Here is a 13,003-nt window from a genome sequence, read left to right on the forward strand (position 1 = left end):
ACAATCGCGCCTCATTTATTAAATGGACAGCATTTTCATATGGTTTCAGAAATTAAAACCACAGAAGCGCCCACGCTACGTCGTGAACTGAAGGCGCGTCACCTGACGATGATCGCGATTGGCGGCTCAATCGGTACAGGTCTTTTCGTTGCCTCCGGCGCAACGATTTCGGCAGCAGGCCCGGGTGGGGCACTTTTCTCTTATATTCTGATTGGCCTGATGGTGTACTTCCTGATGACCAGCCTGGGCGAACTGGCCGCGTACATGCCGGTATCCGGTTCGTTTTCGACCTACGGTCAAAAATACGTTGAAGAAGGCTTCGGCTTCGCGCTGGGCTGGAACTATTGGTACAACTGGGCGGTCACCATCGCCGTTGACCTTGTCGCCGCACAGCTGGTAATGAACTGGTGGTTCCCGGATACGCCGGGCTGGATCTGGAGCGCTCTGTTCCTGGCCGTCATCTTCCTGCTGAACTACATCTCCGTGCGCGGTTTCGGCGAAGCGGAATACTGGTTCTCTTTGATCAAAGTGGCAACCGTCATCATCTTTATCGTCGTCGGTGTGGCGATGATCGTTGGTATTTTCAAAGGCGCTGAACCTGCGGGCTGGAGTAACTGGGCGATAGGCGATGCGCCGTTTGCCGGTGGCCTCTCGGCGATGATTGGCGTGGCAATGATTGTCGGCTTCTCCTTCCAGGGGACCGAGCTGATTGGCATCGCCGCCGGTGAGTCAGAGAACCCGGAGAAAAATATTCCGCGGGCGGTCCGTCAGGTCTTCTGGCGTATCCTGCTGTTCTATGTGTTCGCGATCCTGATTATCAGCCTGATCATTCCGTACACCGATCCAAGCCTGCTGCGCAATGACGTTAAAGACATTAGCGTCAGCCCGTTCACGCTGGTCTTCCAGCACGCCGGCCTGCTTTCTGCCGCGGCAGTGATGAACGCCGTTATCCTGACCGCCGTGCTTTCAGCCGGTAACTCCGGGATGTACGCGTCCACCCGTATGCTTTACACGCTGGCATGCGACGGTAAGGCACCGCGTATCTTCGCGAAACTGTCCCGAGGCGGCGTCCCACGTAACGCGCTGTACGCGACAACGGTAATCGCCGGTCTGTGCTTCCTGACTTCCATGTTTGGCAACCAGACGGTGTACCTTTGGCTGCTTAACACCTCAGGGATGACGGGCTTTATCGCGTGGCTGGGCATTGCCATTAGCCACTACCGTTTCCGCCGTGGCTTCGTCAAGCAGGGTCACGATATTAACTCGCTGCCGTATCGCTCCGGCTTCTTCCCGCTGGGTCCCATTTTCGCCTTCATTCTGTGCCTGATCATTACGCTCGGACAGAACTATGAAGCGTTCCTGGCGGACACCATTGACTGGGGCGCCGTTACGGCGACCTACATTGGTATTCCGCTGTTCCTCGTCATCTGGTTTGGCTACAAGCTGACGAAAGGAACAAAATTCGTTCGCTACAGTGAAATGGAATTCCCGGAACGATTTAAACAATAACCGCACTTCCTCTCTCTTTAGCCCGCTCATTCGAGCGGGCTTTTTTATTCCCGCATCCTGAAACAAAGATATATTTCTTAACAATTTAATTGATAATAATTATCGTTTGCTTTATCGTTATCAAAAATAAGCGTGTCACCGACCCACCGCAGATGTGGGCGGCAAGGAAGACGCTGTGAGCGATGATGATTTGATTTAGTTGTATTTACCTCATGGAGATATGGAATGTTTAGGTTGAATCCCTTCGTCAGGGGAGGACTTTGTGCGTCCGCAATGTCCCTGGCCCTGCCTGTTATCGCAGCGGAATCCGGCGACACAATGGTTGTAACGGCCTCCGCGACCGAGCAAAACCTGAAAGACGCACCCGCAAGCATCAGCGTGATTACCCAGGAAGATTTGCAGCGCAAACCCGTTCAGAATCTGAAAGATGTGTTACGGGATGTGCCGGGCGTTCAGCTCACGAGCGAAGGGGACAACCGTAAAGGGGTAAGTATTCGCGGACTGGACAGCAGCTATACGCTGATCCTGATCGACGGCAAGCGCGTTAACTCGCGTAACGCGGTGTTCCGTCATAATGATTTCGACCTCAACTGGGTGCCGGTTGACGCCATCGAACGAATCGAAGTGGTGCGCGGACCGATGTCTTCTCTTTATGGTTCCGATGCGCTGGGCGGCGTGGTGAACATTATCACCAAAAAAATCGGCCAGAAATGGACGGGCACCCTGAGCGCCGATTCCACGATTCAGGAACATCGCGATCGTGGAGACACGTATAACGGTCAGTTCTACACCAGCGGACCGCTGGTCGACGGCCTGCTGGGGCTGAAAGCCTACGGTAGCCTCGCGAAGCGTGAGAAAGACGCTCAGCAGAAATCATCCACTACGGCGAGCGGTGAAACACCGCGCATTGAGGGCTTCACCAGCCGCGATGCGAATGTGGAATTCGCCTGGACACCGTCTGAAAATCACGACTTTACGGCGGGCTACGGTTTCGACCGTCAGGATCGTGACTCGGATTCCCTCGATAAAAACCGCCTTGAACGTCAGAACTACTCTCTCAGCCACAATGGTCGCTGGGGCGTCGGCAACAGCGAGCTGAAGGTTTACGGCGAAAAGGTGGATAACAAAAATCCGGGCAACAGCAATCCGATCACCTCCGAGAGCAACGCGGTGGACGGAAAATACGTGCTGCCGATGGGCGAAATCAACCAGCTGCTGACCTTCGGCGGCGAATGGCGTCACGATAAGCTGAAAGACCCGGTCAACCTGACGGGCGGTTCCAGCAGCAGTACCTCGACAAGCCAGTATGCTCTGTTCCTGGAGGATGAGTGGCGTATCTTTGAACCTCTGGCGCTGACCACCGGCATCCGTATGGACGACCATGATACCTACGGTGACCACTGGAGTCCGCGAGCCTATCTGGTCTACAACGCGACCGATACCGTAACGGTGAAAGGCGGCTGGGCTACCGCGTTTAAAGCGCCGTCACTGCTGCAGCTGAGCCCGGACTGGGTCACCGGCTCGTGCCGCGGTGCCTGTGAGATTGTCGGTAACCCGGACCTGAAACCGGAAACCAGCGAGAGCTTTGAATTCGGTCTCTACTACAGCGGAGAAGAGGGCTGGTTAGAGGGCGTGCAGGCCAGCGTCACCACCTTCCAGAATAATGTGGATGACCGCATCAGCATTAGCCGTACGGCCAATGTGAATCAGGCGCAGGATTATCCTAACTACGTTGGGCTGAATGCGGACGGCGAACCGATTTTCCGCTACTACAACGTCAACAAGGCGCGCATCCGTGGGGTGGAAACCGAGCTGAAATTCCCGCTGGCGGAAGACTGGAAAGTGACGCTGAACTACACCTATAACGACGGTCGTGATATCAGCAACGGTGGCAACAAGCCGCTGTCCGATCTGCCGTTCCATACCGCCAACGGTACCGTTGACTGGAAGGCGACGCAGGACTGGTCGTTCTATGTTCAGGGCAACTACACCGGTGAGAAACGCGCGCTGACCAGCAGTGCACCAACGCCGGGTGGCTACGTCATCTGGAATACCGGCGCCGCGTGGCAGGCGACGAAAAGCGTGAAGCTGCGTGCGGGCGTGCAGAACCTGCTGGATAAAGATCTGAGCCGTGACGATTACAGCTATACGGAAGATGGCCGTCGTTACTTTGTCGGCGTGGATTATAAGTTCTGATGTAACCTTTATGCCCGGTGGCGCTTCGCTTACCGGGCCTACAAAACCCGCGAATGTAGGCCGGGTAAGGCGAAGCCGCCACCCGGCAATCATCAGCACTTATGCGAACAAATGCTCCGCATGGAAGCGGAGATGGTCCTCAATAAAGGACGCAATGAAGTAATAGCTGTGATCGTATCCCGGCTGAATGCGCAGCGTCAGCGGCCAGTCTTTCTGGCGCGCCGCCTCTGCCAGTACCGCAGGCTGTAGCTGACCGGCGAGGAACTGATCCGCATCACCCTGATCGATAAGGGTGGGAATGGCCTCTTCAGCGTTGCTGTTCAGCATCAGCGCGCAGCTGTCCCAGGCCAGCCATTTTTCCGCATCCTCACCCAGATAGTGGGTAAAGGCTTTTTGCCCCCACGGCACCTGAGAAGGATTCACGATAGGGGCAAATGCCGACACGCTGGTGTATTTACCCGGGTTTTTCAGCGCCATTATCAGCGCCCCGTGACCGCCCATCGAGTGGCCGCTAATCGCGCAGCGGTGACCTACCGCAAACTGAGCCTGCACCAGGGCAGGAAGCTCATCGCGAATGTAATCATACATACGGTAGTGGCGCGCCCAGGGCTGTTCGGTCGCATTCAGATAAAACCCGGCGCCTTTGCCCAGGTCGTATCCTGCATCGTCGGCCACATCATCGCCACGCGGGCTGGTGTCTGGCATCACCAGCGCAATGCCCAGCTCGGCGGCAATACGCTGCGCGCCCGCTTTGGTGGTGAAGTTTTCGTCGTTGCAGGTCAGGCCTGAAAGCCAGAACAGAACCGGTGGGTTTTCCGTCGGGGGCAGGAAGATACTGAACGTCATCGCACAGTTCAGAACGGTGGAGTCGTGCCGCCAGCGCTGCTGTCGACCTTCAAAACAACGGTGCTCTTCGAGCAGTTCCATGCAGGGCTCCTTAATGAGAATGCGCATTCATAACATCCATAATACAGCGTTTTCATTGACCTGTGAGCAACTTTCACTTTCACCGGACGGCGAGATGCTGCATCATAAATTTACTTTTCTTTAACATTTGGAGCGGTCATGGCGCTGCGTATTGCGCTCAGTGGGTTCGTCGTTCTGGTGGTGGCAATGGGGATCGGGCGCTTTGCCTTTACGCCTCAGGTGCCGCTGATGATTGCTGCCGGGCAGCTTACGCTGACCAGCGCGGGCCTGGTGGCGGCGATGAATTATCTGGGCTATCTGGTGGGTGCATGGGATGCGATGCGCGCGCACCGCTTTGTTGAAGCGCGCCTCTGGCTGGGCATCACGGGCGCGGTGGCGTTGACGCTGCTCTCTGCCGCGGCGGATAACGCCGTTGTACACGGTCTGCTGCGCTTTGTGATTGGCTGCATGAGCGGCTGGTCGATGGTGCTGATTGCCGCCTGGACTAACGAGCGGCTGGGGCAGCTGGGTAAACCGGGCCTGAGCGCGGCCGTGTTTGCCGGCCCGGGGGCTGGTATTGCCCTGAGCGGGCTGCTCGGCGTCTATATCCAGGCGAAATCCCTCTCGGCCGGGGCGGCATGGCAAATCTACGGCGTGCTGGCGCTGGTGCTGATTGCCCTGGTGGCGCGCTACCTGCCGCGTTCCGGTCAACTACATCGACCGGGAACCGCGCCGGAGCCGCTGGTGCTGACGGCAGATTTAAAGCGTCTGGTCTGGAGCTACAGCCTGGCCGGGTTTGGCTATATCCTTCCGGCGACCTTCCTGTCGCAGATGGCGGCGGTGCGTTTTCCCGGCAGCCTGTTCGCCCAGTTCGTGTGGCCGATTTTTGGTATCGCCGCCGTGGTGGGGATTGCGCTCAGCATTCTGTTGCGCCATACCTCAACGGCTAACCGCAGGCTGGCTATCGTGCTGTGGTTACAGGGGGCTGGCGTGCTGGCGGCCTGGCTGCTGCCGGGAATAGGTGGATTGCTGACGGGTGGGCTGCTGGTGGGTGGCGGGTTCCTCTGCGCCGTTCAGCTCTCGCTTTTATACGGCCGCGAACTGGCACCGAACCACACGCGGTATATGGCGGGTCTGCTTACTACCGGGTATGCCATAGGGCAGCTGGTAGGGCCGGTGACCTCGGCGTTATCGACCTGGCTTACCCACCGGCTGGAGCCTGCGCTGGGGCTGGCGGGCGTTGCGCTGTTCGTCGGCGGGGCTCTGGTCTGGAATCGTCACGCTGAAAGGTAGCAGCAATTGCAATAATTATCGTCGTGAATACTGGATTATGTGCGCGGCCTCACGCACAATGAGCGCATACTTTTGCCACAACGAGGGCAAAAGACGCCACACCTGCAGGAGAACAAAATGTCATCACTCAGTAAAGAAGCTGCCCTGGTCCACGAAGCCCTGGTTGCGCGCGGTCTTGAAACGCCACTGCGTCCGCCCGTACAGGATCTGGACAATGAAACCCGCAAGCGTCTGATTGCCGGTCATATGACCGAGATCATGGAGCTGCTGAATCTCGATCTGAGTGACGACAGTCTGATGGAGACGCCGCACCGCATCGCAAAAATGTACGTCGACGAAATTTTCTCGGGCCTGGATTACGCCAACTTCCCGAAAATTACCGTCATCGAAAACAAGATGAAAGTGGACGAGATGGTCACGGTACGCGATATCACGCTGACCAGCACCTGCGAACACCATTTCGTCACCATCGACGGTAAAGCGACCGTGGCGTATATCCCAAAAGATACGGTGATCGGCCTGTCGAAGATCAACCGCATCGTGCAGTTCTTTGCACAGCGTCCGCAGGTGCAGGAGCGTCTGACGCAGCAGATCCTGACCGCGCTGCAAACGCTGCTGGGCACCAATAACGTGGCCGTCTCTATCGACGCGGTTCACTACTGCGTGAAAGCGCGCGGCGTGCGTGATGCGACCAGTGCAACCACCACAACCTCGCTGGGTGGTCTGTTTAAATCAAGTCAGAATACCCGCCAGGAGTTCCTGCGCGCCGTTCGTCACCACAACTAAGTCTTACAGGGCAGGGACCATGGAGCGAAACGTCACGCTCGATTTTGTTCGCGGCGTCGCCATTCTCGGTATCCTGCTGCTTAATATCAGCGCCTTCGGTCTGCCGAAGGCGGCTTATCTCAATCCTGCATGGTATGGCGACATCACGCGCAGTGATGCATGGACGTGGGCGATCCTCGATCTTTTCGCCCAGGTCAAATTCCTCACGCTCTTTGCCCTGCTGTTTGGCGCAGGCCTGCAGCTTCTCCTCAAACGCGGTACGCGCTGGATACAGTCGCGCCTGACGCTGCTGGTGCTTCTCGGGTTTATCCACGGTCTGTTCTTCTGGGACGGCGATATTCTTCTCGCGTATGGGCTAGTCGGGCTCATCTGCTGGCGCCTTATTCGCGACGCGCACAGCGTAAAAAGCCTGTTTAACACCGGCGTGATGCTCTACGTCATGGGGCTTGGGGTACTGCTGCTGCTGGGGATGATCTCCGGTGAGGCGACAAACCGTGCCTGGATCCCGGATGCCGCTAACCTGCAGTACGAGCAGTTCTGGAAGCTGAAGGGCGGTACGGAAGCGATAAGCAACCGTGCGGATATGCTGGGGGATAACCTCCTTGCGCTGGGCGCGCAATACGGCTGGCAGCTGGCGGGAATGATGCTGATGGGCGCGTCGCTGATGCGCACCGGCTGGCTGAAAGGCGAATTTAGCCTGCGCCACTATCGCCGCATGGGCGCCGGGCTGGTCCTGCTCGGCGTGCTGATTAACCTTCCGGCGGTGATTACGCAGTGGCACCTCCACTGGGATTACCGCTGGTGCGCTTTCCTGCTCCAGGTGCCGCGTGAACTGAGCGCGCCGTTCCAGACCATCGGCTATGCGGCGCTGATCTATGGCTTTTGGCCAACGCTTTCTCGCCTGTGGATTGTCAGCGCTATCGCCTGCGTGGGCCGCATGGCGTTAAGCAATTACCTCCTGCAAACGCTGATATGCACCACGCTTTTCTATCGCTTTGGCCTGTTTATGAAATTCGACCGCCTCGCGCTGCTGGCGTTTGTTATCCCGGTCTGGGTAGTAAACCTGGCGTTTTCTGTTCTCTGGCTACGCTATTTCCGCCAGGGACCGCTGGAGTGGGTGTGGCGTCAGTTAACCGCACATGCTTCAGGGATATCATTGAAAAATACATCCAGATAACGATCTGGATCACAATCATTAACAAAACGGATGTAAGCGTTTTCATGAGTGTGAGCTTCTTCACGTAGTCCCCTTTCTCTCGCTGCCAAAATAGCCACCTTGCTAAACACAGGGGGTGTCTGTGAGTTGCTGCAATCCTTTGAAGGATGGTGAATATGATCACCATTCGTGACGTCGCCCGTCAGGCGGGCGTTTCCGTGGCTACCGTTTCGCGCGTGCTGAATAACAGCGCGCTGGTCAGCCCTGAAACCCGTGAAACCGTAATGAAAGCCGTGACCCAGCTCGGGTACCGGCCAAATGCCAATGCTCAGGCGCTTGCGTCGCAGGTTAGCGACACTATCGGCGTGGTGGTGATGGATGTATCGGATGCCTTTTTCGGCGCGCTGGTGAAAGCGGTGGATGTGGTCGCCCAGCAGCATCAGAAATATGTCCTGATCGGCAATAGCTATCATGAGGCGGAAAAGGAACGCTACGCCATTGAAGTGCTGATTCGCCAGCGCTGTAACGCCCTGATTGTCCACTCAAAAGCCCTGAGCGACGAAGAGTTAATCGGGTTTATGGATCAGATCCCGGGCATGGTGCTCATCAACCGCATCGTCCCGGGCTATGCCCACCGCTGCGTCGGGCTGGATAACGTCAGCGGCGCAATGATGGCCACCAAAATGCTCATCAACAACGGGCATCAGCGGATCGGTTATCTGGCCTCCAGCCACCAGATTGAAGATGACGAACTGCGGCGCGAGGGGTGGCAAAACGCCCTGAAAGAGCACGGCATTACGCCATCAGACAGCTGGACTGGAACCGGGACGCCTGACATGCAGGGCGGTGAGGCGGCCATGGTGGAGCTGCTGGGGCGCAATCTGCAGCTTACTGCGGTGTTTGCCTATAACGACAGCATGGCGGCAGGGGCCCTGACGGCGCTGAAGGATAACGGCATTGCGGTGCCACAGCATTTATCACTCATCGGCTTTGACGATATTCCGATTGCCCGTTACACCGACCCACAGCTGACAACGGTGCGTTACCCCATTGCCTCTATGGCGAAACTGGCGACTGAGCTGGCGTTACAGGGGGCGGCAGGGCTGCTGGATCCGGGGGCAACACATTGTTTCATGCCGACTTTAGTGCGTCGTCACTCCGTCGCGCCCCGGCAAATTGTGGTTCCGATCACTAACTGATTACATGATGTGATGTAACCGTTTTCAATCTGTGAGTAAATTCACAGTATCTTAACAAGGCGCTGACTATGATGTCAGCGTTTTAGGGGCTGAAACGCTATGTAACGGTGATTATTCACTTTCACTATAGCCAATGTGCCGCAAACAACGAATAAAACGCATTTCTGGATCGTTACCGAACACGGAAGATAGAAATTTTATAAGTGAACTTCGGCTGTCAGTAACGTTTTATTAACACCTGCCCGCCGATCGTTATTCACAAGAACTACCCTGCATAAAAAAAACCGGAGATACCATGAATAAGAAGGTGTTGACCCTGTCTGCTGTAATGGCAAGCATGCTTTTTGGTGCAGCAGCGCACGCTGCGGATACCCGTATTGGTGTGACCATCTATAAATACGACGACAACTTCATGTCTGTTGTGCGTAAAGCAATTGAGAAAGATGCTAAAGCAGCGCCAGACGTTCAGCTGCTGATGAATGACTCCCAGAACGACCAGTCCAAACAGAACGACCAGATCGACGTTCTGCTGGCGAAAGGCGTGAAAGCCCTGGCCATCAACCTGGTTGACCCGGCTGCAGCAGGCACGGTGATTGAAAAAGCGCGCGGCCAGAACGTGCCAATCGTCTTCTTCAACAAAGAACCTTCCCGTAAAGCGCTGGATAGCTACGACAAAGCGTATTACGTCGGTACCGACTCTAAAGAGTCCGGTATTATTCAGGGCGATCTGATTGCCAAACACTGGGCGGCGAACCCGAACTGGGACCTGAACAAAGACGGACAAATTCAGTTCGTTCTGCTGAAAGGCGAGCCAGGCCACCCGGATGCTGAAGCCCGTACCACCTACGTTATCAAAGAGCTGAACGACAAGGGCCTGAAAACCCAGCAGCTGGCGTTAGATACCGCGATGTGGGATACCGCTCAGGCGAAAGATAAAATGGATGCGTGGCTGTCCGGTCCTAACGCGAACAAAATCGAAGTGGTTATTGCCAACAACGACGCGATGGCAATGGGCGCGGTAGAAGCGCTGAAAGCACACAATAAGTCATCTATCCCGGTATTCGGCGTGGATGCGCTGCCAGAAGCGCTGGCGCTGGTTAAATCCGGCGCGATGGCCGGTACCGTGCTGAACGATGCCAACAACCAGGCGAAAGCGACCTTCGATCTGGCGAAAAACCTGGCCGATGGCAAGGGCGCGGCAGATGGCACCAGCTGGAAAATTGAAAACAAAATCGTTCGCGTACCTTACGTGGGCGTAGACCAGTCCAACCTGGCTGAGTTTATCGGTAAATAAGTTATTTGTACTGTCTTCACTGGGCGCAATTCGTTGCGCCCTTTTATAACGCGATATGCGAGGCCAACAAGGTATAATTATGGTCAGCACAACTACTCAGTCATCCGGTGAATACCTGTTGGAAATGAGCGGCATCAACAAGTCATTTCCCGGCGTTAAGGCACTCGATAATGTTAATTTAAAAGTTCGTCCTCACTCTATTCATGCATTGATGGGTGAGAACGGTGCGGGTAAATCAACATTATTAAAATGCCTTTTTGGGATCTATCAAAAAGATTCTGGCAGCATTCTTTTTCAGGGGAAAGAGATCGATTTCCATTCAGCGAAAGAAGCGCTGGAAAACGGTATCTCAATGGTTCACCAGGAATTAAACCTGGTACTGCAGCGTTCGGTCATGGATAACATGTGGTTGGGGCGTTATCCAACCAAAGGTGTCTTTGTCGATCAGGACAAAATGTATCGCGACACCAAAGCGATTTTCGATGAGCTGGATATTGATATCGATCCGCGCGCCCGCGTGGGGACATTATCCGTATCCCAGATGCAGATGATCGAAATTGCCAAAGCGTTCTCCTATGATGCGAAAATCGTCATCATGGACGAACCGACATCGTCATTAACGGAAAAAGAGGTTAATCACCTTTTTACCATTATTCGTAAGCTGAAAGATCGCGGCTGCGGCATTGTGTATATCTCCCACAAAATGGAAGAGATCTTCCAGCTGTGCGATGAGATAACCATCCTGCGCGACGGCCAGTGGATTGCCACGCAGCCGCTGGAAGGGCTGGACATGGACAAGATCATCGCCATGATGGTCGGCCGTTCCCTGAACCAGCGCTTCCCGGACAAAGAAAACAAGCCGGGCGAAGTGATCCTGGAAGTGCGCAATCTGACCTCGTTACGCCAGCCGTCTATCCGCGACGTCTCCTTCGACCTGCACAAGGGTGAAATTCTGGGGATTGCCGGCCTGGTGGGGGCAAAACGTACCGACATCGTGGAAACCCTGTTTGGCATTCGTGAGAAGGCTCAAGGCACCATTACGTTGCACGGAAAGAAAATCAATAACCACAACGCTAACGAAGCCATTAATAATGGTTTTGCGCTGGTCACGGAAGAGCGTCGTTCGACCGGTATTTACGCCTATCTGGATATTAACTTTAACTCGTTAATTTCTAATATTCGCAATTACAAAAACAAAGTCGGTCTGCTGGATAACTCCCGCATGAAGAGCGATACCCAGTGGGTTATTGACTCCATGCGCGTGAAAACGCCAGGGCACCGCACCCAGATTGGTTCGCTTTCGGGCGGTAACCAGCAGAAAGTCATTATCGGCCGTTGGTTATTAACTCAGCCAGAAATTCTGATGCTGGATGAACCGACCCGCGGTATTGACGTCGGCGCGAAGTTTGAAATTTATCAGCTGATTGCCGAGCTGGCGAAAAAGAATAAAGGGATCATTATTATTTCTTCCGAAATGCCGGAATTGTTAGGGATCACAGACCGTATTCTGGTTATGAGCAATGGTCTCGTTGCCGGTATTGTTGACACCAAAACGACAACGCAAAACGAAATTTTGCGTCTTGCGTCTTTGCACCTTTAAGATCAGGGGCTCCTCATGAGTGCGTTAAATAAAAAAAGTTTTCTCACTTACCTGAAAGAAGGCGGTATTTACGTTGTTCTTTTAGTACTGCTGGCTATCATCATTTTCCAGGACCCTACGTTCTTAAGCCTGCTGAACCTGAGTAACATTCTGACCCAGTCCTCCGTGCGTATTATCATTGCGCTGGGCGTGGCGGGCCTGATCGTGACGCAGGGGACGGACCTTTCCGCGGGGCGTCAGGTTGGTCTGGCGGCGGTTATCGCGGCAACCCTGCTGCAGTCGATGGAAAACGCCAACAAGGTGTTCCCGGAAATGGCCACCATGCCGATTTTCGTGGTGATCCTGATTGTCTGCGCTATCGGCGCGGTAATTGGTCTGATCAACGGCATTATCATCGCTTACCTGAACGTGACGCCATTCATCACCACGCTGGGTACGATGATCATTGTTTACGGCATCAACTCCCTGTACTACGACTTTGTCGGTGCATCTCCTATCTCGGGCTTTGACAGCGGCTTCTCGACCTTTACGCAAGGGTTTATCGCGCTGGGCAGCTTCCGCCTGTCGTACATCACCTTCTATGCGCTGATTGCGGTGGCCTTCGTCTGGATCCTGTGGAACAAAACGCGCTTTGGTAAAAACATCTTCGCTATCGGCGGTAACCCGGAAGCGGCGAAAGTCTCCGGCGTCAACGTTGCCCTGAACCTGCTCTTCATCTACGCGCTGTCCGGCGTGTTCTACGCCTTCGGCGGGATGCTGGAAGCGGGCCGTATCGGCTCTGCCACGAACAACCTTGGCTTCATGTACGAGCTGGATGCGATCGCAGCCTGCGTGGTGGGTGGCGTCTCCTTCAGCGGCGGCGTGGGTACCGTACTCGGCGTTGTGACCGGTGTGATCATCTTTACCGTCATCAACTACGGGTTGACCTACATCGGCGTGAACCCGTACTGGCAGTACATCATCAAGGGCGCCATCATTATCTTCGCGGTCGCGCTGGATTCCCTGAAATACGCCCGTAAGAAGTAAGCGTCTCTCGCTATACCCGGCCCGCTCACCGAGCGGGC

Annotated in this window: 10 protein-coding genes; 9 read left to right on the forward strand and 1 reads right to left on the reverse strand. The window is 55.1% G+C overall.

The annotated features are described in order from the left end of the window. Positions 1-39: 39 nt before the first annotated feature. A complete protein-coding gene (locus AC3WOK_RS08710; protein ID WP_023336352.1) occupies positions 40-1,509 on the forward strand; it encodes an amino acid permease in 1,470 nt (489 codons plus the stop codon). A gap of 225 nt (positions 1,510-1,734) precedes the next feature. Then, complete coding sequence (gene cirA / locus AC3WOK_RS08715; protein WP_059311497.1) at positions 1,735-3,705, forward strand: catecholate siderophore receptor CirA; 1,971 nt, start codon at positions 1,735-1,737, stop codon at positions 3,703-3,705. Between the two features lie 99 nt (positions 3,706-3,804). On the opposite strand, the gene fghA is transcribed toward cirA, so the two are convergent. After that, positions 3,805-4,632 carry an S-formylglutathione hydrolase gene (gene fghA / locus AC3WOK_RS08720; protein WP_059311496.1) on the reverse strand — a complete coding sequence of 276 codons (828 nt, stop codon included), beginning with the start codon at positions 4,630-4,632 and terminating at the stop codon, positions 3,805-3,807. A 138-nt stretch (positions 4,633-4,770) separates the two neighbouring features. Between fghA and AC3WOK_RS08725 the strand changes: the two genes are divergently transcribed. The 7 genes from AC3WOK_RS08725 to mglC all read left to right on the forward strand — a co-directional run bounded on the left by AC3WOK_RS08725 (position 4,771) and on the right by mglC (position 12,965). Beyond that, positions 4,771-5,904, forward strand: a complete 1,134-nt coding sequence (locus AC3WOK_RS08725; RefSeq protein WP_492354337.1) for a YbfB/YjiJ family MFS transporter — start codon at positions 4,771-4,773, stop codon at positions 5,902-5,904. A 117-nt stretch (positions 5,905-6,021) separates the two neighbouring features. Then, on the forward strand, positions 6,022-6,690 hold the full coding sequence (folE, locus tag AC3WOK_RS08730; protein ID WP_023312471.1) for a GTP cyclohydrolase I FolE: 669 nt from the start codon (positions 6,022-6,024) through the stop codon (positions 6,688-6,690). A 19-nt stretch (positions 6,691-6,709) separates the two neighbouring features. Beyond that, positions 6,710-7,867 carry a DUF418 domain-containing protein YeiB gene (gene yeiB, locus AC3WOK_RS08735; protein ID WP_492354338.1) on the forward strand — a complete coding sequence of 386 codons (1,158 nt, stop codon included), beginning with the start codon at positions 6,710-6,712 and terminating at the stop codon, positions 7,865-7,867. Positions 7,868-8,022: 155 nt separating this feature from the next. After that, positions 8,023-9,045 carry an HTH-type transcriptional regulator GalS gene (gene galS / locus AC3WOK_RS08740; protein WP_059311493.1) on the forward strand — a complete coding sequence of 341 codons (1,023 nt, stop codon included), beginning with the start codon at positions 8,023-8,025 and terminating at the stop codon, positions 9,043-9,045. 295 nt (positions 9,046-9,340) lie between these two features. Then, complete coding sequence (mglB, locus tag AC3WOK_RS08745) at positions 9,341-10,339, forward strand: galactose/glucose ABC transporter substrate-binding protein MglB (protein WP_023312468.1); 999 nt, start codon at positions 9,341-9,343, stop codon at positions 10,337-10,339. A 79-nt stretch (positions 10,340-10,418) separates the two neighbouring features. Further along, complete coding sequence (gene mglA / locus AC3WOK_RS08750; protein WP_047174129.1) at positions 10,419-11,939, forward strand: galactose/methyl galactoside ABC transporter ATP-binding protein MglA; 1,521 nt, start codon at positions 10,419-10,421, stop codon at positions 11,937-11,939. 15 nt (positions 11,940-11,954) lie between these two features. Further along, entirely contained in the window at positions 11,955-12,965 is a 1,011-nt protein-coding gene (gene mglC / locus AC3WOK_RS08755) for a galactose/methyl galactoside ABC transporter permease MglC (RefSeq protein WP_029740401.1), read from the forward strand. Positions 12,966-13,003: the final 38 nt, after the last annotated feature.

This window comes from Enterobacter sp. FW301-JW81, assembly GCF_058788735.1.

Bases quoted from the DNA above. Each gene is read 5' to 3' on its own strand.
- AC3WOK_RS08710 (WP_023336352.1), top strand. From the start codon at position 40: ATGGTTTCAGAAATTAAAACCACAGAAGCGCCCACGCTACGTCGTGAA.
- cirA (WP_059311497.1), top strand. From the start codon at position 1,735: ATGTTTAGGTTGAATCCCTTCGTCAGGGGAGGACTTTGTGCGTCCGCA.
- fghA (WP_059311496.1), bottom strand. From the start codon at position 4,632: ATGGAACTGCTCGAAGAGCACCGTTGTTTTGAAGGTCGACAGCAGCGC.
- AC3WOK_RS08725 (WP_492354337.1), top strand. From the start codon at position 4,771: ATGGCGCTGCGTATTGCGCTCAGTGGGTTCGTCGTTCTGGTGGTGGCA.
- folE (WP_023312471.1), top strand. From the start codon at position 6,022: ATGTCATCACTCAGTAAAGAAGCTGCCCTGGTCCACGAAGCCCTGGTT.
- yeiB (WP_492354338.1), top strand. From the start codon at position 6,710: ATGGAGCGAAACGTCACGCTCGATTTTGTTCGCGGCGTCGCCATTCTC.
- galS (WP_059311493.1), top strand. From the start codon at position 8,023: ATGATCACCATTCGTGACGTCGCCCGTCAGGCGGGCGTTTCCGTGGCT.
- mglB (WP_023312468.1), top strand. From the start codon at position 9,341: ATGAATAAGAAGGTGTTGACCCTGTCTGCTGTAATGGCAAGCATGCTT.
- mglA (WP_047174129.1), top strand. From the start codon at position 10,419: ATGGTCAGCACAACTACTCAGTCATCCGGTGAATACCTGTTGGAAATG.
- mglC (WP_029740401.1), top strand. From the start codon at position 11,955: ATGAGTGCGTTAAATAAAAAAAGTTTTCTCACTTACCTGAAAGAAGGC.